This is a genomic window from Paraoerskovia marina (genome assembly GCF_900105445.1).
Lineage (GTDB): Bacteria > Actinomycetota > Actinomycetes > Actinomycetales > Cellulomonadaceae > Paraoerskovia > Paraoerskovia marina.
On sequence record NZ_LT629776.1, the window covers coordinates 604564 to 622680 of the forward strand.

The window sequence follows — 18117 nt, forward strand, 5'->3', positions numbered from 1 at the left end:
AAAGAGGAACCATGCAGAACGATCTCACCGGTCGCCGCGCGCTCGTCACCGGAGCCGGGCACGGCATCGGGGCGGCTCTCGCCCTCGGCCTCGCCCGGGCCGGCGCCGACGTCGCCGTCCACTACGCCAACAGCGCCCAGGGTGCCGAGGAGATCGCGGACCAGATCCGCGCCATCGGCTGCAAAAGCACCACGATCCAGGGCGACCTGACCGACTCGGCGTCGGCGACCGCCGTCGTCGAGGCTGCCGTCGAGTCGCTCGGCGGTCTCGACATCCTCGTGAACAACGCGGGCCACCTGGTGGGCCGCGCGACCGTGGGGGAGATGACCGACGAGCACTGGCACAAGGTCGTGGACGTCAACCTCTCCAGCCTCTTCTACGCCTCACGGGCCGCGATCCCGTTCCTGACGACGTCGACCTCCGGGCGCATCGTCACGATGGCCTCGCTCGCGGCCGAGAACGGCGGCGGTGCCGGGTCGGTGGCCTACGCCGCCGCGAAGGCCGGCGTGGTCGGCTTCACCCGTGGCCTGGCCAAGGAGCTGGCCGGGGACGGGATCACCGTCAACGCCCTCGCCCCCGGGTTCATCGGCGACACGCCCTTCCACAACACGTTCACGCCCGCCGCGGCGCAGGAGGGCATCGTCGCGGGGATCCCCCTGGGACGGGCCGGGACGGTCGAGGACGTGGCCGGGGTGACGACGTTCCTCGCCTCGGACGCCGCCGGGTACGTGACCGGCCAGGTCATCGACATCAACGGAGGACTCAACTTCCGATGAGCCTCGTCCCCCAGGCCCTCGGCGGGTGGTGGCACGACTACGTGTGCCCGACCCACGACGTCGAGCTGGCACGTTCCCCCGAGGGCGACCACCGGTGCCCGCGTGGCTGCGTCGTCGTCGGCGAGAAGATCGACGCCGCCGCGCTGGTCCTCGACCACCAGGCCGCGGCCGGCACGGTGCGCCTCCTCGCGCACCGTGCGGCCCGGACGGGTGACGTCGCGGCCCGCGAGCAGGCCGTCGCGATGCTCGGCGAGTACGCCGACGTCTACGATGAGGCGGTCTCCTCCGGGTGGAGCGGGGCCAGCGAGTCCTGGATGCTGCGCGGCAAGCTGTTCGCCCAGGCACTGACCGAGGCGCAGTGGGCGGTCCAGGTCGCCGACGCGGTGATCGTGCTCGGGGCCGACGGCCTCGCGCCCGGCGTCCCGACGATGCTCCGGTCGCTGCTGGAGACGGTCGACGACGCCCGCACGGTCCTGGTGGACGAGCGCGACGACGCACGCAGCAACTACACCGCGTGGCTCGACGCCGCCGGGGCGCTCCTGGCACGGGCTCTCGTGGTCTGCGGTGAGCCCGTGCACGCGGGCCTGTGGGTCGAGCGAACCCTCGACCACCTCGTCCTCGCCGTCGGCGAGGACGGGTGGGAGTGGGAGGGCTCCACGTACTACCACCTGTTCGTCCTGCGGGCCTACCTGCTGGCCCTGCGCGACGTGAAGCCGACCGACCTCCCTCAGGCGTCGGTCGAGGCGCTCGCGGCGATGGTCCGGGTGCTCGCCGAGGTCGCGGCACCCGACGGCCGGCTCCCGTCGCTGCACGACGGCCCCTACGACCGTGCGCCGATGCACCGCGAGGTCCTCGAGATCGCCGCGCTCTCGCGGGGTCTGCTCACGCCGACCGGCCTGGACACCGTCGAGCGGTACGCCCGCGAGCGCCTCGGCGCCGACGACGACGGGCTCGAGCTCGGCCTGGACGGCTGGTTCGCGGGGCCGCCGGTCCCGACCAAGGCGCCGACGCGGGGGAGCGTGCTGTTCCCCGACGTCGGGTACGCCGTGCTGCGTGACGGGCGCGACCGGTTGCAGGCGGTGCTCGACGCGGGCCCGCACGGCGGCGCGCACGGGCATCTCGACAAGCTGGCCGTCTACCTGTACGGCGCGGACGCGTGGCAGCCCGCTCCCGGGGTGCCGCCGTACGCGAGCCGGCTGCGGCACGGGCACTATGCACGGACCGTCGCCCACCCCACGGTCCGGGTGGACGGGTACGACCAGCGCGAGACGTCGGGACAGATCCTTGAGTGGGACGCGGCGCGCGGCCGGGTTACGGCCTCGGCGGAGCCGTTCGTCGGGGTGCGGGTGCGCCGCTCCTTGGTGATGGGTGACGGCGTTCTCGCGGACGTGGTCACGGTCACCTGCACCGACGGCGTGCCCCACGACATCTCGTTGGGACTGCGGCCGGCGGTCGGTCTGGACGTCCGGACGGTGCCCCAGGGTGCGGTCTCGACGTGGCAGGGCGACGGGGCCCGACTGCACGGCGTGCACGTCTCGTCCGTGCCAGCCGTGATGCAGGCCGGACCGGGCCGCGGGCCGTCGCACGACCCGGCGGCCCCGCAGCTCGTGGCCGACTGGACGGTGCACGCCGAGCGTGTCGTCCTCGCCTCCCTGTACGTCCTGGACGACCAGGAGCCCGACGTCAACGTCACCTTCGCCCCTGCGGGCACGACCACCTTCCACCTGCGCGCTCGCGACGGCGCGACCACGATCGAGGTAACCCCATGACCCACCCCCTGCTCATCGCCGACCGCGAGGAGACCCTGCGTGCCGAGATGAAGGGCGCGCGTGCGCCCCAGATGCGGCGCCTCGTCGACGAGTGCGAGCGGTACACGCAGCTCGTCCTGCCCGAGGAGCACCCGCTCGCGTCGATCACGTACCTGGGCGCGGGGGCCGCGAACCTGGCCCTCGCCCACCGGCTCACGGGCCAGGAGCACTACCTGACCGAGCTGCGGCGCTGGCTGGTGCCGGCCGTCTCGTTCCCGCACTGGGGCCGGGCGAACATGCCGGACCACGACCTCGACGCCGGCTGGCTCCTGCACGGGCTCTCGCTCGCGTACTCGTGGGCGGGCGGGGCACTCGACGAGACGGAGCGGGCGGCGCTGCGCGACAAGCTGCTGCTGCAGGGGCGGCGGATGTACGAGTTCGCCGTCGAGTCCGAGGGTGGCTGGTGGTCGTCGTCGTACTGGCAGAACCACAACTGGATCTGCTACGCCGGGCTCGCCACCGCGGGGTACGCGCTGCAGGACGAGTTCCCTGAGGCCCGGGCGTGGACCGAGCGCGCCAAGGAGAACTTCGCGACGGTCCTGGAGATGCTGCCCGAGGACGGCTCGAACAACGAGGGCGTCGTCTACTGGCGCTACGGCGTCCCGTGGCTCGTGACGTACCTCGACGTGCTGAAGTCCGAGGAGGGCATCGACTGGTTCGCGACGAGCGACTACCTGCGCGAGACCTTCTGGTTCCGCCTGTACCAGGCCGCCCCCGACCTCGAGCGGATCGTCGACCACGGCGACTGCCACGACCGTCGCAGCGGGCACCCGGTCGCGATGTACTACAAGCTGGCCGCCGAGTACCGGATCCCGCAGTGCCAGTGGTTGGCCGACAAGGTCGCCGACGAGTTCTTCTGGCGCGAGGCCTACGAGAGCGGCGTGCGCCCGGGCGTCCGGGCCGAGGCATACCAGGAGCTGCTCTGGTTCGACCCCACCGCTCCCGTCGAGGGACCGCAGGACCTGCCGACGAGCCGGTACTTCGAGGACCTCGGTCTCGTCGTCGGCCGTACCTCCTGGGACGACGACGCGGTGCTGCTGTCGTTCAAGGCCTCCCCGGGCGGCGGGCACAAGGCGTGGACGACGTCGCACCGGATCAAGCGGGAGACGGGGTGGACGACGCTCAACGCGGGCCACCACCACCCGGACTCGGGCACGTTCGTGCTGATCGGGCACGGCGCGTACCTCGCCCTCGACGAGGGCTACTCCTCGCGCAAGCGCACCGAGCACCACAACGCCGTCCTCGTCGACGGCCACGGCTTCGTCAACGAGGACAGGTACCACGTCTTCGAGGAACTGGCCGAGGAGTACGAGGCGCACATCGTCTCCGCGACCCTGCAGGACGGCTGGACGCACGCGGTCTCCGAGACCGCGGCGATGTACGACCGCGCGCTCGGCGTGACCCGCGCGCGGCGGCACGTCGTCCTCAGCCCCGGGGGCACGCTCGTCGTGGTCGACGACCTCCAGGCCACCGAGCCGCGCACGTGGACGGTGCTGCTGCAGACCCAGAACCCTGCCCGCCCCACGGGCGAGGGCCGCTGGATCGCGGAGGCCGGGACCGGGTCGATGCTCGTCACCGCCCTCGACGACGCGGCCACCACCGAGGTCGTCCCGACCCCGGTGCACGCGAACCCCACGTCCTCGACGCCGAGCCTCGCGATCGAGAAGGTGCAGCACACGCTGCGCCGCTCGAGCGAGCCGACCGCCGCCGCACGGTTCGTCAGCGTGCTCGAGCCGCGTTCCTGGGACGACACCGAACCCGCCGAGGTCTCCGCGACCGAGGTCGACGGCGTCGTGACCGTGACCGTGACACGCGACGGGGTGCGCGAGACCATGAACCTCGAGCTGGAGGCGACCTCGTTCTCCGGGCAGGTCGAGGCTCGGGACTCCGTCGGCAGCGGGTCGCGGGAGTGAGGACGGCGAGCGTGACCGCAGGGCAGACCCCCCGCCGGGCAGGTCGAGGCGCGGAGGGGTGGGAGGCCAAGACGCTGCGCGCCCTGGCCTACCCCGCCAACATCGTGCTCGGAGGCCTCGCAGCCACGCTGCTGGCGATCCCGGTGGTCACCGCACTGCCCGCGGCGGTCGCGCTTGCCCGTGCCCTGCACGCCTGGCGGGTCGACGGCGACGACGCGGTCTTCACCAACACCTTCCGCGAGTTCGGGGCCACGTGGCGCCGGACCCTGCCCACGGGGGCGGTGACGGCTGGTGCGGGTGCCCTCCTGCTGGTCGACGCGCTGTTCCTCGTGAGCAGGCTCGGCACCCCCGACGCCGGGTTCGCCGTGCTGGCCGCCGCCGCAGCCCTGCCCGTCGCCGTCGTGCTGGTGCTCGCGTTCCTCGCGATCCCCGTCGCCGCCGCGCGCCACCGCGACGCGGACGCCGCGACGTGGCGGCGCGAGGCCGCCCGGCTCGTCGTCCTGCAGCCGGTGCGCTCCGCCGTCGTGCTGGTCCTCTCCACGGGGCTCGTCGCCACCTGCATGCTCCTGCCGACGATGCTCCCGTTCCTCGCGTTCTCGGTGCCCGGCTACCTGGCGCTCGCCACGTGGCAGACCGAGGGCGGGGCGTCCGACGGCGGGCCGCAGGAACCGACGGAGTGAGGGACCGCCGCCTCCGCACGCCCCGGACCCCGCGCGAGCGGGCCCTGTGGGTGCTGTACGCCGACACGCTCACCATGGCCGTCGGCTTCTACATGCTCGTCCCGCTGCTGGCCTACCACTTCCTCCAGGACCTCGGCCTCACGGTCGCCGTGGTCGGCGCGCTGACGGCCCTGCGGTCCGCCGCGCAGAACGGCATGATGCCGTTCTCCGGGTGGGCCGCCGACCGGATCGGGTACCGCCGCGCGATCGCCGGGGGAGTCCTGGTCCGGGCCCTCGGGTTCGTCGTCCTCGGCTCCGGCGGCTCCGTCCCCGTCCTCGTCGTCGGCTCCGTGCTCGCCGGGCTCGGCGGGGCGCTGTTCCACCCCGCCAGCTATGCGGCGTACGCGGCGCTCGCGGGCGAGGACGACCGCGTCCGGGTCTACGCCACCCGGGAGCTGATCTCGAACGTCGGGTTCATCCTCGGCCCGATGGTCGGTGGCCTGCTCGCCGGGCTCGACTTCCGGTGGGTCGCCTACGGCTCGGCCGGGCTCTTCGCGACGGCGTTCGTCCTGACCGTCCTCGGCCTGCCGGCCTCCCTCACAGGGCCTGCGACCGAGCCCACCCGGTTCGGTGCCGCGCTCAAGGACCGGCGGTTCGTGCGCTACTGCGTGCTCGCGAGCGGCCTCTGGCTGCTCGTCTCCCAGCTCTACCTGGTGGTGCCCGTCCGGGCCGCCGACGTCCTGCCCGGGCCCGCCGGCGTGGGACTCGTCTACACGGCCGCCGCCGTCTTCATGGTCCTCGTGATGCTGCCGCTGACCGGGTTCGCGTCCCGCCACCTCCCGCCCCGGGCGATCCTCGCCACGGGCGCACTTGCCCTCGGGACCGGTGTCGCGGTCATGGGGCTGTGGGGCACCCTCGCCGGGCTGCTCGCCGGCATCGGGGTCTTCACCATCGGCCAGATGCTCTCCCAGCCCGTGATGAACGCCGTCGTCTCGGACTTCGCGGGGACGACGTCGGTCGCGTCCTACTTCGGCGTCCTCGGGCTCGCGCAGTCCGTCGGAGGGATCCTCGGCAACCTCGCCGGCGGCTTCCTCTACACCGTCGCCCAGGGCGACGGCCCGGCCGCGAACCTCGTGTGGTTCTTCTTCCTCGGCTGGGGTCTGCTCATGGCCGTCCTCTTCCTGCGCTTCGGGCCACGGTCCGCGGCACCGGCCTGACGCCCGGTCAGTACCCGAACGTCTGCACCCATACGTTCCCCGTCCGGGCGAGGCCCACGGCCCCCAGGTCGCAGTTGAGGATGTTGGCGCGGTGGCCGGGACTGTCCATCCATGCGGCCATCACCGCGTCGACCGTGCGCTGGCCCGACGCGATGTTCTCCGCCCCCGGCTGTGCGTAGCCTGCCGCACGGATCCGCTCGTCGAACGTGCGCCCGTCCTGGCTGACGTGGGAGAAGTACCCCTGCGCCGACATGTCGTCGGCGTGCGCCTGGGCCGCCGCGACCAGGCGGTCGTCGCTCACGACGGCGGGGCAGCCGACTGCCGCGCGCTCGACGTTGACGAGGTTGAGGCCCGCGGCCGTGCCCTCCGAGGGTCGAGCCTGTCGAGACCCGTCCTCCGAGTCCGCCGTTCCCTCCGTGGGTCGAGCCTGTCGAGACCCGTCCTCCTCGTCCGGGGTCGCAGCCTCGACCGCGACCGGCTCGTCGCCGTCGTCGTCCGACTCCGGCCCGGTCTCGATGGACGTGGTGGTCTTGGCCGGTTCGACGGTCTCGGCGGGCTCGACCTCCGGTGGCTGAGCCTGTCGAAGCCCGGGCGGGATCGAGACACCCTCCCCGATTCGGGGGACGTCGCTGATCCGGACGACGTCGGACGAGCTGGCGAGGTACCCGGCCCCCGCGCCGCCCACGAGGACGGTCAGCAGCAGCACGGCCGAGGGCAGGGCGGACTTGCGACGCATGGGGTTCTCCTCGTCGGGGACGAACCCACCCTAGAGGGGTCGAACCGGTCGGTTCCGGGCTGGTCTACCGCGACGCCTGTTGCGCGGTCGCGGTGAGCTCCCAGAACTCTCGGGCGCAGGCGGAGATCTCGGCCTGTGCCGCCTCGACCAGCTCGGGGCTCGTCCCGGGGGCCGGGTCGTCCAGATCCCGGCCGAGCACCATCGCGCGCCACAGGGTGCGGTGGGCGTGGTCGAGGGCGTCGGGGGTGGCCGACCGGATGGTCGCGAGATTCGCGACGTCGGCCTCGTTCGTCCCGACGAAGTCTGGCCTGACGCGTCGCACCAGCAGATAGACGACGAGCCCGACCCCGGTGCAGATCGCCAGGTTCAGGGCGGACTGCTCCCACCCGCCCGGGGGATCCTGTGCCAGCGACGTCAGGAGGCCGGCGGCGACACCGAAGGCCGGCGCACGGTCGGCGAACCACCAGCGGACGATGTTCCGTCGTCGTTCGGTCGAGTCGGTGCCCGGGTCGAGCAGGATGTTGGTGAACCGCGTCGGTGGTGTCCCGCGGTACCGGGTCGGCGTCGTCGCCATGGTCTGTGCCCCCCGTGTGCCCTGTGTCCGCGCAGCACCCGGCCCTGCTCCGGGTGCACGGCTGCGCGAGCCGGGCCTCACTTTAGCCGCGGGTGTCCGCGACCGTGCAGCTGTCGAGGGCCTCGGCCATCGTGTCGTGCTCGTCCGCGGTGACGCTGAGCCCGTACCCGGCCTTGACCTCGATCTGCCGCACGACGTACGCGCACCGGAACCCGGCTGCCGGTGGCAGCCACCCGGCGGCGTCGGAGGCGCTCTTCTGCCCGTTCAGGGGCCCGTCGACGGCGAGCAGGTTGGCCGGGTCGTTGGCGAACTCCTCGCGCGTCGTGTCGTCCCACGCGTCGGCGCCGGTGCGCCAGGCGTTGGCCAGGGCGACGACGTGGTCGATCTGCACCTCCGCGGAGTGCTCGCCGCGTTCGAAGTCGATCGTCTCGCCGCCATAGGGGTCGGTGAGCGTGCCGGTGAGGACGGTGCATCCGTCGTCGTCGACCGTCTCGGCGGCGAGGTCGCGGGCGAGGATGTCGTTGCGGGTGTCGCAGCCGTTGCCGTCGGGGTCGGTCCAGTGGTCGAACGCGTCGCGGTCGTACCCGTCGAGGACGCCGCGGTCGCCCACGGACAGCGACGCGAGGTCCGTCTCGGCGCGGTCGAGCTGGTCGGCGCTGACGGTCGTCAGGGTCTTTGTCGTCTCGTCCCCGGCGAGCTCCTTGAAGCTGATCCCACCGGTGACGACGAGGGCCACGACGACCAGGGCGAGGGACCAACGAGGGGTGCGACCGGAGCTCATGGGCACATCGTCCCTGGTGCTACCCACGCCGGAGGGCACCGGCGTGCGTCGGGTCCCTCACACCACGGCCGGGGACGGCGCGAGGCTAGGCGACGGTCAGCTCGCGCGCCCGGCGCAGGACGTCGTCGATCATCGCGGGTGTCAGCCGTCCGGTGAAGGTGTTCTGCTGGCTGACGTGGAAGCAACCCAGCAGCGTGGTGCTGCGCCCGCCGGGCCCGGCGAGGGTCACCTCGGCGCCGTGCCCGAACGCGGGGCGGGGCCTTGGGATCGTCCAGCCCTGGTCCGCGAGGGAGGCGAGCACGGCCTGCCAGCCGAACCCGCCGAGCACCACGAGCACCGGGGCGCCCGCGAGCTCGAGCTCGCGGGCGAGGAACGGCGAGCAGCGTCGTCGCTCTGCCGGGGTGGGCTTGTTGGCCGGGGGCGCGCAGTGCACGGGCGCGGTGATCCGTACGCCGGTGAGCTCGAGCCCGTCGTCGGCGGAGACCGCGGTCGGCTGGTTGGCGTACCCGGCGCGGTGCAGGGCCGCGAAGAGGAAGTCGCCGCTGCGGTCGCCGGTGAACATGCGCCCGGTGCGGTTGGCGCCGTGCGCGGCGGGGGCGAGTCCGATCACGAGCACGTCCGCGTCGGGGTCGCCGAACGCGGGGACCGCCCGCCCCCAGTAGTCCTGGTCCCGGAAAGCGGCGCGCTTGTTGCGCGCCACCTGCTCCCGCCACTCGACGAGGCGGGGGCAGGCGGCGCACGAGGTGACGAGCAGGTCGAGCGCGGCGGACGACGTCGTCCCGGCGGCACGAGCGGGTGCCTCCGGGTCGAGCGGGGGGCGGGCGGGCCAGCTCACGTCAGCGGCGCTCGTCCCGCCAACGGACCCACTGCTCGACGAGGGAGAGGTCGTAGTCGGGCCCGCCGGTGCCGACCGTCAGCAGCGTCGCCCCGGCCCCGACGACACCCTCGGCGACCTCCGACGGCGGCGCCTCGACCCCGACGGAGCGCTCGACGAGCGTGGCGGTGTCCCGGCCGACGGCGTCGCCGTGCTGGTCGAGGATCGCGGACTTGCGGGCGAGCGTCTCGGGGTCGCCGAACGAGTGCCAGAGGTCGGCGTGCTCGGCGACGATGCGCAGCGTCTTCTTCTCGCCGCCACCGCCGATCATGATCGGGATCTCGCGCACCGGGGCCGGGTTCCCGGCGGCCAGCCGCGCCTTGATCCGGGGCATGTCCGCGGCGAGCTGCGCGATCCGGGATCCGGCGGTGCCGAACTCGTACCCGAACTGCTCGTAGTCCTTCTCGAACCACCCGGCGCCGATGCCGAGGATCAGGCGCCCGCCCGAGATGTTGTCGACGGTCCGGGCCATGTCCGCGAGCAGCTCCGGGTTGCGGTACGAGTTGCAGGTCACGAGGGCGCCGATCTCGACGCGCTCGGTCTGCTCGGCCCACGCACCGAGCATCGTCCAGCACTCGAAGTGCTTGCCCTCCGGGTCGCCGTAGAGCGGGAAGAAGTGGTCCCAGTTGAAGATCACGTCGACGCCGAGGTCCTCGGCGCGCAGGACGGCGTCCCGCATCTGCGCGTAGTCGGCGTGCTGGGGCTGGAGCTGGACTCCGATGCGGATGGGGTATGTCATCCGGCCAGACTAGGCATGTCCCCCTACGCTGGCCGCATGAAACGCGTGTGGTGGGTCCTGGCGGTCGTGCTCGGCATCGTGCTGCTGCTGGTGGTGGCCGACCGCATCACGGCGGCCGTCGTCGAGTCCGGTGCCGAGGACGCCTGGGGCGACGAGGGTGCCACCGGCCAGTCGGTGGCGATCGGCGGGTTCCCGGTGCTGACGCAGCTCGCGGCCGGGGAGCTCGGTGACGTCAGCGGCTCCGCCGACTCGATGGTCATCGGCGACGTGACGATCGAGGACGTGGCGTTCACCGGCAGCGACGTCCAGACGGAAGCACCCCACCTCGCGGGCGCCGTCGAGGGTGCGGGGACGCTGCCGCTCGCCGGACTCGAAGAGCTCGTCGCCCAGGAGGCGGGGGAGGGCACGAGCGTCGCCGTCGTGGACGGCGAGCTGACGCTGACCGGGACCGGTGCGCTCAGCGCCGTCACGGTCGCCGTCGAGCCCCGCGCCGAGGACGGGGGCGTGGTGGCGGAGGTCTCCTCGATCGCCGTCGGCGGCGCGACCGTGTCGCTCGACGACCTCCCTGACTTCCTCGACTCGCTGCTCGGCGACGTGCTCGACGGGTTCGAGATCCCGCTCGGGCTGCCGGAGGAGATCAGCGTCGACGCGGTCGAGGTCACCGATGCCGGACTGCGGGCGACGCTCAGCGGCCAGGACGTCGTGCTGGACGATCTCGTCACGGAGTGAGCGATGCCGACGGACGGCTCCGCCGGATTTCTGCATGCACGTCGCGCAGGTCGCCCAGGCCCCGTTAGGCTGAAATTCTGCTCGGGGGCACCGCAAACGATTGCACCGGAAGGACGTCCATGGCTCAGCTGAGCGTAGTTCTGTTCGATCTCGACGGGGTCCTGACCCCGACCGCCGAGGTTCATCGGCGGGCCTGGGCGCGCCTCTTCGACGCGTTCACCGAGGAGAACGGGCTGCCTCCGTACTCGGACGCGGACTACTTCGCGCTCATCGACGGCAAGCCCCGGTTCGAGGGTGTCGCCGACTTCGTCGCGGACCGCGGCGTCGAGCTGCCCTGGGGCTCGCCCGACGACGAGCCGGGGGACTCGACCGTCTGCGCGCTCGGGAACAAGAAGAACGTCGTCGTGAACCAGCTCTTCGAGTCCGAGGGGGTCTCGCCGTACCCGGGCTCGGTCGCGTTCCTCGACGCCGTCGTGGCCGCCGGTGCCCATGTGGCCGTGGTCTCCTCCTCCCGCAACGCCCCCGCGGTGCTCCGTGCGGCAGGCCTGGACCACTACTTCGAGACCGTCGTCGACGGGACGGTCGCGGCGGCCGAGGGTCTGCCGGGCAAGCCCGCGCCGGACACCTACGTCTACGCGGCCCGGCTCTTCGGGGTGACGCCGGAGCAGGCCGTGGTCGTCGAGGACGCGATCTCGGGCGTGCAGTCCGGGCGCGCCGGCGAGTTCGGCCTCGTGGTCGGGGTCGACCGGGGCGTCGGCGCCGACGCACTGCGCTCCGCGGGTGCCGACGTGGTCGTCGCCGACCTGGACGAGTTGGACGCGAGCGTCCTGGAGGGAGGCCGATGAGCCCCGCGACGAAGGCCGAGCGCCGCAAGGTCGACCGCAGCCGCTTCCCCGTCGACCCCTGGCGCCTGGTCGAGGCCCGCTGGTCCGGCGAGGAGCTGGGCGTCACCGAGACGCTGTTCTCCGTCGGCAACGGCTACCTCGGCACGCGCGGGAACGTGGAGGAGGGGCGCGAGTCCCACACCCACGGCACGTTCATCAACGGCTTCCACGAGACCTGGCAGATCCGGCACGCCGAGGAGGCGTACGGGCTCGCCCAGCAGGGGCAGACGATCGTGAGCGTCCCCGACGCCAAGGTGATCCGGCTCTACGTCGACGACGAGCCGCTGCTGATACCGGTGGCCGACCTCGTCGAGTACGAGCGCGCGCTCGACTTCCGTCGCGGCGAGCTCAACCGCGGCCTGCTGTGGCGGACCCCGAGCGGCAAGCAGGTCCGGGTCTCCTCGACGCGGATGATCTCGTTCACCGAACGCCACCTGATGGTGATGACGTTCGAGGTCGAGATGGTCGACGAGCCCGCCGCGATCGCCATCTCCTCGCAGATCCTCAACCGCCAGGACGGCGAGGACGAGTACCACGTCGCCTCCGCGGCGATGGGTGCCTCGTTCGACCCGCGCCGCGCCGAGAGGTTCAGCGACCGCGTCCTGCAGCCCGTCAGCCAGTGGCACGACGACGAACGCCTCGTCCTGACCTACCGGTGCACCAACTCGGGGATGACGCTCGCCGTCGCGGCCGACCACGTCCTCGAGACCGCCAACCACGCCGAGACCCGCGGATACGTCGGCGAGGACCTCGCCAAGCACGTCTTCCGGGTGGACGCGCAGCCCGGCGTCCCCGTCCGGCTCACGAAGACGGTGGCGTACCACACGTCGCGCGGCGTGCCCCCGCGCGAGCTCGTGGACCGCTGCCGCCGCACCCTGGACCGCGTGGCGCGGGACGGGATCGAGCGGGTGCGCGAGGAGCAGCAGGCATGGCTGCACGACTTCTGGGAGCGCTCGGACGTCGAGGTCACGGGCGACGAGGGCGCGCAGCAGGCGATCCGCTGGAACCTCTTCCAGCTCGCGCAGGCCTCGGCGCGGGCCGAGGGCTCCGGCATCCCGGCCAAGGGGCTGACGGGCTCGGGCTACGGCGGCCACTACTTCTGGGACATGGAGGTCTACGTCCTTCCGTTCCTGACGTACACCTCGCCGAAGTTCGCCCGCAACGCGCTGCGGTTCCGGTACGAGATGCTCGACGCCGCGCGGCAGCGGGCCGCCGAGGTGACCCAGCTGGGTGCGCTCTTCCCGTGGCGGACGATCAACGGCCGCGAGGCCTCGGCGTACTACGCCGCGGGCACGGCGCAGTACCACATCAACGCCGACGTGGCCTTCGCCCTGATGCAGTACGTCCGGGCCTCGGGCGACACGGACTTCCTCGTGCGCGAGGGCGTCGACGTGCTCGTCGAGACCGCCCGGATGTGGTCGGACCTGGGGTTCTGGCGCGAGAACGCGGACAACCAGTTCCACATCCACGGCGTCACGGGCCCGGACGAGTACACGACCGTCGTCAACGACAACCTCTTCACCAACGTCATGGCGCGGTTCAACATGGCGTCGGCCGCCGAGGCGCTGCGGTACATGGCCGAGGAGGCGCCCGAGATGCGGGCGGAGGCGACCCGACGCCTCAACGTCAGCGAGGAGGAGATCCGCGAGTGGGAGCGGGCGTCCACGGCGATGGCGATCCCGTACGCCGAGCACCTCGGCATTCACCCGCAGGACCAGCACTTCCTCGAGCGCGAGGTCTGGGACGTGCCCGCCACCCCGCCGGACAAGCGGCCACTGCTGCTGCACTACCACCCGCTCGTGATCTACCGGTACCAGGTGCTCAAGCAGGCCGACGTCGTGCTCGCCCTCTACCTGCAGGGCCAGCACTTCTCCGACGAGGAGAAGCGGGCCAACTTCGACTACTACGACCCGTTGACCACGGGCGACTCGACCCTCTCGGGCGTGGTGCAGTCGATCATCGCCGCCGAGGTGGGTTACCACGAGCTCGCCCTGGAGTACTTCGAGGCCGGCCTCTACGTCGACCTGGCGAACCTGCACGCCAACGCCACCGACGGGGTGCACGTCGCCTCGGCGGGCGGCACCTGGGCGGCGCTCGTCTCGGGGTTCGGCGGGATGCGCGACCACGACGGTGTCCTGTCGTTCGACCCGCGCCTGCCGGACTCGTGGGACGACCTGACGTACCGCGTCACGGTCCGCGGGTCGCGGGTCCGGGTCGTGGTGACCCCCGACGCGATCACGCTGACGGGCGAGACCGGCAGCGCCGACGTCGTCGTGCGCGGTACGCCGGTCCACGTCCCGCACGACGAGACCGTCACCGTCGCGCTCGACGGGCAGGGGCCGCGGCTGGAGGGTCGGCCCACGCTGCGCGCGATGGCGGGCAGCCGCCGCGAGGACGGGACGCTCATCCACGCCACCGTGCCGCACGCCTGACCGGGCGCTCAGGGCCTCAGCCCAGCATCGCCTCGACGTACCCGCCGCGGAAGCGCCCGGCAGGGTCGTAGCGCTCCGCCAGCGCCCGGAAGTCGCCGAAGCGCGGGTAGCGGCCGACGACGTCGCGCACGTCCTCGGTGAAGACCTTGCCCCAGTGCGGGCGTGCGTCGAACGGGGCGAGCGCCCGCTCGATCCGGGGGAGCACGGCCTCGACCTCCGCCTGGGCGGGGTTCCACGTGAAGTGGAACCCGACGACCCCGTCGGCACCCGCGGCGTCGGCGTTCGCCGTGCTCATCCACAGACGGTCGGCCGCGACGGTGCGGATCTCGGTGACCTGCAGCAGCGGGCGGATCACCGGTGCCAAGCCCCGCATCGCCTCGATCGCGGCGACCGCGTGACGGCGGGGGAGCAGGAACTCCGACTGCAGCTCCTCGCCGTTCGACGGCGTGTGATCGAGCCGGAAGTGCGGCAGCCGCTCGTTCCACGGCCCCGGCACGCCCAGCTGGGCCGTGCACGCCGCCGCGTCGACCCCGGGCAGCGGGTGCATCGCCGAGACCGCGGCCCGCGCACCGAGGTACTCCTCGGGTGCGGGAGCGTCCGACCTGCCGACCGCCTGCTTCTGCCACACCTGGTCGACCCCGCCGTCGCCCCAGCGCGTGAACAGACTGACGGAGGTGGCGCTCGCGGTCACGGCGTCGAAGCTCGCCGCCAGCGTGTCCCACCCGAGCCCGAGATAGACGTTCTGCCGCACGGCGTAGGTGGGCACGACGTCGAGAAGCACCCGGGTCACCACGCCCAGCGCACCGAGACTCACGACGGCGCCCGGCAGGTCCGGGTGGTCGCGGCCCAGGAGGCGGTGCTCGCCGTCGTCCGTCATGATCTCGAGCCCGGCGACGGCGGCCGCGAGGTTCGCCTCCGCGTCGCCCGAGCCGTGCGTGGCGGTCGCGACTGCCCCGGCCACCGAGATGTGCGGCAGCGACGCCATCGCCCCGAGCGCGACCCCCTCGGCGTGCAGGGCGAGCGACACCTCGCCGTACCGCAGGCCGGCCGCGACGCTGGCCGTCATCGCCGCACGGTCCACCTCGACGGGAGCACGGCCGTCGTCGAGCCGGTCGAGGACGACGTGCGTCCCCGTGGTGTCCGCGACGTCGTTGAAGCTGTGCCGGGTCCCCAGAGCACGGACCCGCGGGGCGGTGCGGACGACGTCGGACAGCTCCGCCAGGGTCTGCGGGTGCCGGACCTCGTGCGCGGCGTAGGCGAGGTTTCGTGCCCAGGTGCGGGACTCGGTCACTCGGCCTCCTCGTCGGCGGCGTCCGCGTCCTCGGCGGGCTCCTCGACCGGCACGTACGCCACCCGGTCCATGAAGCGCAGCGTCTCGTCGGCGACCTGCGCGTAGAGGACCTCGGGCTCGAACTGCGTCCGCGCCTCGCCGCGCAGGGGGCCGTAGTCGGCGAACGACGAGTGGATCGCGCCGGGGATCCGGACGAAGTCCGTCGAGGACGGCAGGTTGGCGCGGGAGGCGGCGATGTCGGAGGCGGGGACCACCGTGTCGAGGGTGCCCCACATCGACGTGGACCTGATCTCGAGACCGGAGACGTCCAGCTCGGGAGCAGAGGCGTGCAGCACCAGCCCCTGGGCGTCGGCTCCGGCGTTCGCGTCCGCCCACGCGGCCGCGGCGTGCCCGCCCGTGCCGTGCCCGCCGACCACCCAGCGGGAGATCTCGGGGAACTCCTTCGGCGCGACGTCGGCCAGGTCGGGGTCCGGCGCGTCCAGTCCCAGCGGCTCCGCGAGCACGACGACGGTGTACCCCGCCTCGGCGAGCGGGCGCAGCACCGGCGCCTCCGCCCGCGAGTCGACGCGCTGGTCCGGGAAGAACACCAGGCCCGTGTCGGCGACACCTTCGGGGGTGGGCGCGTACTTGCCGGAGCGGTCGACGTGCCCGGCCGGGTCGGTGCCCGGCTCGCGCGGGACGAACGCGTACCAGCCGTGGCCCTCCACGAGGTCGACGACCTCGCCTGCGGCGTAGCTGACCTTCGAGTCCTGCCCCGCCGGGTGCGGTCGCAGGTAGACGATCCCCGTGCCGACCGAGAGGAGCAGCGCGGACACGACCGTCCACACGCCCACGCGCGCCCACCGCTTCTTCGGCGGCAGCGGCTCGGGGATCGGGGCCGGCCGGCCGTACGGGTCGTTGCCGCCCCCGTCGCGGTAGAGCAGGTAGAAGAAGTACCCGAGCAGGAGCACCCCGGCCACGAACGCGACGACCAGCATCACCGGGTACGTCCAGTGGTTGCGGGCCAGTGTCGCCCCGAAGCTCAGACCTGCCCACAGCGAGCCCGCGAGCAGGAACGTACCGAGCAGAAAGAGCCCCAGGCGCGTGAGGACTCGGGCGATCATGTACTAGACCGTAGGCGGCATGGCCCCGCACCGCGCGGCGGGCGCGCGGGGATTCTGGTCACATCTCGACCACTCCTCGGACGTCCGGAGGCGCGCTCGGACGTCGCCCGGGCGCGCGCCGGTCAGTCGCCGTGCGGGGTGTCGCCGTCGCCGCGCACCCACCAGCCCTCGTCGCCCACGAGGCGGTCGGCAGCGGCCGGACCCCACGAGCCGGGCTCGTACGGCTCCGGGGCCGGGCGCCCGGGGCCGAGCAGAGGGGCGAACGCGCGCCACGCCTCGGTCAGCGTCGCCGACGTCGTGAACGCCCGGCGGTCGCCGTCGAGCACGTCGTGGATGGCGCTCGCGTACGGCGGGAGCGAGGCGCCCGGGTCGACGTCGTCCAGAGACAGCCGGGCGATCCCGCTCGCGAGCTCGAGCTCCGGGCCGGGTCGCTTCACCGTCGTCGAGAGCTCGATCTCGCCGTCGCCGCTGATCGAGACGCTGATCGCGTTCGGCCGCACGGTGGACTCGCCGGCCATCGGCCCGCGCGGGGCGCGGAGGACGAGGGTCACGCGCTGCGCGGCGCCCGCGAGCATCTTGCCCGTCCGCAGCACGAACGGGACGTCCTGCCACCGCTCGTTGTCGATCCACAGCCGTGCGGCGACGTAGGTGTCCGTGGTCGAGTCGTCGTCCACGCCGTCGATGTCCGTGTACCCGGTGAACTGACCGAGGACGACGTCGTCGGTCGGGTCGAGCTCGCGGAAGGACCGGAAGACCTCCTCGCGGGCGGCGACGAGCGCGTCGACGTCGAGCGAGTCGGGGGTCTCGAGCGCCACCTCGGACGCGACCTGGAACAGGTGCGTCACCAGCATGTCGAGCGACGCGCCCGTGGCGTCGTAGAACTCGGCGCGCTGGGCGACGTCCAGCGTCTCGGGGACGTCGATCTGCACCTCCGCGACGTGCTTCCGGTTCCAGGAGTGCGCGAACAGCTCGTTGGCGAACCGGAGGACGTGCAGGTTCTGGGTGCCCTCCTTCGCGAGGAAGTGGTCGATGCGGAACACCTGCTCCTCGTCCAGGTGCTCGTGCACCAGCGCGTCCAGCTCGGTGAACGACTCCGGCGACGTCCCGAACGGCTTCTCGTAGACGACGCGGGCGTCGGTCAGCAGATCGTGCTTCGCGAGCGCCCGGGTGATCGGGGCGAAGGCCGACGGCGGTACCGCGAGGTAGTGCACGAGGAGCGCGCCCTTGTTCGTCTGGTCCCCGATCGCCTGCTCCTGCTCCCAGGGGGCGTCCTCGGTGACCTCGGTGGTGTACGCCAGGCGGGCGGCGAAGTCGTGCCATCCGGAGTCGAGGGGTTCGTCCGAGTACTTCTCGAGTGCGTCGTGGACGTGGTCGATGAACTCGTCGTCCGTCATCTCCGCGCGCCCCGTGCCGATGATCCGCCACTCGTCCGGCAGCAGGGCGCGGCGGTACAGCAGGTACATCGAGGGCAGCACCATCCGGGCGGCGAGGTCTCCCCGGGCGCCGTGCAGCACGAGGAGGAGAGATTCGGGCTCGTCTCGCGTCGTCGTCATGGGCACGACGCTACGACCGCCGGGCCGCGTTCACACTTTGGCGATGTG

16 protein-coding genes are annotated in these 18117 nt (G+C 72.7%); 8 read left to right on the forward strand and 8 right to left on the reverse strand.

What is annotated here, in order from left to right; all coding sequences use genetic code 11:
• Positions 1-11: 11 nt before the first annotated feature.
• From BLU20_RS02730 to BLU20_RS02750, 5 genes are read left to right on the forward strand one after another with little or no spacing between them, the layout of a single operon-like run.
• Positions 12-776: an SDR family oxidoreductase gene (locus BLU20_RS02730; protein WP_029253971.1), complete on the forward strand. Its 765-nt coding sequence runs from the start codon at positions 12-14 to the stop codon at positions 774-776.
• On the forward strand, positions 773-2545 hold the full coding sequence (locus BLU20_RS02735) for a heparinase II/III domain-containing protein (RefSeq protein WP_083371496.1): 1773 nt from the start codon (positions 773-775) through the stop codon (positions 2543-2545). The genes BLU20_RS02730 and BLU20_RS02735 overlap by 4 nt, the downstream gene beginning before the upstream one ends.
• Positions 2542-4497 carry a DUF4962 domain-containing protein gene (locus BLU20_RS02740; protein ID WP_083371497.1) on the forward strand — a complete coding sequence of 652 codons (1956 nt, stop codon included), beginning with the start codon at positions 2542-2544 and terminating at the stop codon, positions 4495-4497. Before BLU20_RS02735 ends, BLU20_RS02740 begins: the two co-directional genes overlap by 4 nt.
• Positions 4498-4508: 11 nt before the next feature.
• A complete protein-coding gene (locus BLU20_RS02745) occupies positions 4509-5177 on the forward strand; it encodes a DUF624 domain-containing protein (protein ID WP_083371498.1) in 669 nt (222 codons plus the stop codon).
• Positions 5174-6373, forward strand: coding sequence for an MFS transporter (locus tag BLU20_RS02750; protein ID WP_083371499.1), 1200 nt, complete (start codon positions 5174-5176; stop codon positions 6371-6373). The genes BLU20_RS02745 and BLU20_RS02750 overlap by 4 nt, the downstream gene beginning before the upstream one ends.
• A gap of 7 nt (positions 6374-6380) precedes the next feature.
• Here the strand turns inward: BLU20_RS02750 and BLU20_RS14005 are convergent, their stop codons facing one another.
• The 5 genes from BLU20_RS14005 to BLU20_RS02775 all read right to left on the reverse strand — a co-directional run bounded on the left by BLU20_RS14005 (position 6381) and on the right by BLU20_RS02775 (position 10077).
• A complete protein-coding gene (locus tag BLU20_RS14005; protein ID WP_083371500.1) occupies positions 6381-7109 on the reverse strand; it encodes a CAP domain-containing protein in 729 nt (242 codons plus the stop codon).
• 64 nt (positions 7110-7173) lie between these two features.
• Positions 7174-7683: a DUF6611 family protein gene (locus BLU20_RS02760; RefSeq protein ID WP_083371501.1), complete on the reverse strand. Its 510-nt coding sequence runs from the start codon at positions 7681-7683 to the stop codon at positions 7174-7176.
• Between the two features lie 82 nt (positions 7684-7765).
• On the reverse strand, positions 7766-8464 hold the full coding sequence (locus BLU20_RS02765; RefSeq protein ID WP_083371502.1) for an HNH endonuclease family protein: 699 nt from the start codon (positions 8462-8464) through the stop codon (positions 7766-7768).
• Positions 8465-8549: 85 nt separating this feature from the next.
• The gene (locus BLU20_RS02770) at positions 8550-9299 is read right to left on the reverse strand and encodes a uracil-DNA glycosylase (protein ID WP_083371503.1); all 750 of its coding nucleotides are present in this window, start codon (positions 9297-9299) and stop codon (positions 8550-8552) included.
• A gap of 1 nt (position 9300) precedes the next feature.
• A complete protein-coding gene (locus BLU20_RS02775) occupies positions 9301-10077 on the reverse strand; it encodes an LLM class F420-dependent oxidoreductase (protein ID WP_029253962.1) in 777 nt (258 codons plus the stop codon).
• Between the two features lie 36 nt (positions 10078-10113).
• Here BLU20_RS02775 and BLU20_RS02780 point away from each other — a divergent pair, with 36 nt between their 5' ends.
• The 3 genes from BLU20_RS02780 to BLU20_RS02790 all read left to right on the forward strand — a co-directional run bounded on the left by BLU20_RS02780 (position 10114) and on the right by BLU20_RS02790 (position 14122).
• Entirely contained in the window at positions 10114-10806 is a 693-nt protein-coding gene (locus tag BLU20_RS02780) for an LmeA family phospholipid-binding protein (RefSeq protein WP_172828990.1), read from the forward strand.
• Positions 10807-10925: 119 nt separating this feature from the next.
• Positions 10926-11651, forward strand: a complete 726-nt coding sequence (locus BLU20_RS02785) for an HAD family hydrolase (protein WP_043110094.1) — start codon at positions 10926-10928, stop codon at positions 11649-11651.
• Positions 11648-14122 (forward strand): glycoside hydrolase family 65 protein, encoded by a 2475-nt coding sequence (locus BLU20_RS02790; protein WP_083371505.1) that lies wholly within the window; start codon positions 11648-11650, stop codon positions 14120-14122. Before BLU20_RS02785 ends, BLU20_RS02790 begins: the two co-directional genes overlap by 4 nt.
• Before the next feature lie 16 nt (positions 14123-14138).
• On the opposite strand, the gene BLU20_RS02795 is transcribed toward BLU20_RS02790, so the two are convergent.
• The 3 genes from BLU20_RS02795 to BLU20_RS02805 form a co-directional block, all read right to left on the reverse strand.
• Complete coding sequence (locus tag BLU20_RS02795) at positions 14139-15413, reverse strand: FAD-binding protein (RefSeq protein WP_083371506.1); 1275 nt, start codon at positions 15411-15413, stop codon at positions 14139-14141.
• Positions 15410-16516 (reverse strand): alpha/beta hydrolase, encoded by a 1107-nt coding sequence (locus BLU20_RS02800; protein ID WP_083371507.1) that lies wholly within the window; start codon positions 16514-16516, stop codon positions 15410-15412. Before BLU20_RS02800 ends, BLU20_RS02795 begins: the two co-directional genes overlap by 4 nt.
• 122 nt (positions 16517-16638) lie before the next feature.
• Complete coding sequence (locus tag BLU20_RS02805) at positions 16639-18069, reverse strand: glucose-6-phosphate dehydrogenase (protein ID WP_083371508.1); 1431 nt, start codon at positions 18067-18069, stop codon at positions 16639-16641.
• Positions 18070-18117 lie beyond the last annotated feature (48 nt).

Excerpts from the sequence above, each read along its gene's own strand:
- BLU20_RS02780 (WP_172828990.1), top strand. The coding sequence starts at position 10,114 with ATGAAACGCGTGTGGTGGGTCCTGGCGGTCGTGCTCGGCATCGTGCTG.
- BLU20_RS02790 (WP_083371505.1), top strand. The coding sequence starts at position 11,648 with ATGAGCCCCGCGACGAAGGCCGAGCGCCGCAAGGTCGACCGCAGCCGC.
- BLU20_RS02775 (WP_029253962.1), bottom strand. The coding sequence starts at position 10,077 with ATGACATACCCCATCCGCATCGGAGTCCAGCTCCAGCCCCAGCACGCC.
- BLU20_RS02800 (WP_083371507.1), bottom strand. The coding sequence starts at position 16,516 with ATGATCGCCCGAGTCCTCACGCGCCTGGGGCTCTTTCTGCTCGGTACG.
- BLU20_RS02735 (WP_083371496.1), top strand. The coding sequence starts at position 773 with ATGAGCCTCGTCCCCCAGGCCCTCGGCGGGTGGTGGCACGACTACGTG.
- BLU20_RS14005 (WP_083371500.1), bottom strand. The coding sequence starts at position 7,109 with ATGCGTCGCAAGTCCGCCCTGCCCTCGGCCGTGCTGCTGCTGACCGTC.
- BLU20_RS02765 (WP_083371502.1), bottom strand. The coding sequence starts at position 8,464 with ATGAGCTCCGGTCGCACCCCTCGTTGGTCCCTCGCCCTGGTCGTCGTG.
- BLU20_RS02740 (WP_083371497.1), top strand. The coding sequence starts at position 2,542 with ATGACCCACCCCCTGCTCATCGCCGACCGCGAGGAGACCCTGCGTGCC.
- BLU20_RS02760 (WP_083371501.1), bottom strand. The coding sequence starts at position 7,683 with ATGGCGACGACGCCGACCCGGTACCGCGGGACACCACCGACGCGGTTC.
- BLU20_RS02730 (WP_029253971.1), top strand. The coding sequence starts at position 12 with ATGCAGAACGATCTCACCGGTCGCCGCGCGCTCGTCACCGGAGCCGGG.
- BLU20_RS02785 (WP_043110094.1), top strand. The coding sequence starts at position 10,926 with ATGGCTCAGCTGAGCGTAGTTCTGTTCGATCTCGACGGGGTCCTGACC.
- BLU20_RS02805 (WP_083371508.1), bottom strand. The coding sequence starts at position 18,069 with ATGACGACGACGCGAGACGAGCCCGAATCTCTCCTCCTCGTGCTGCAC.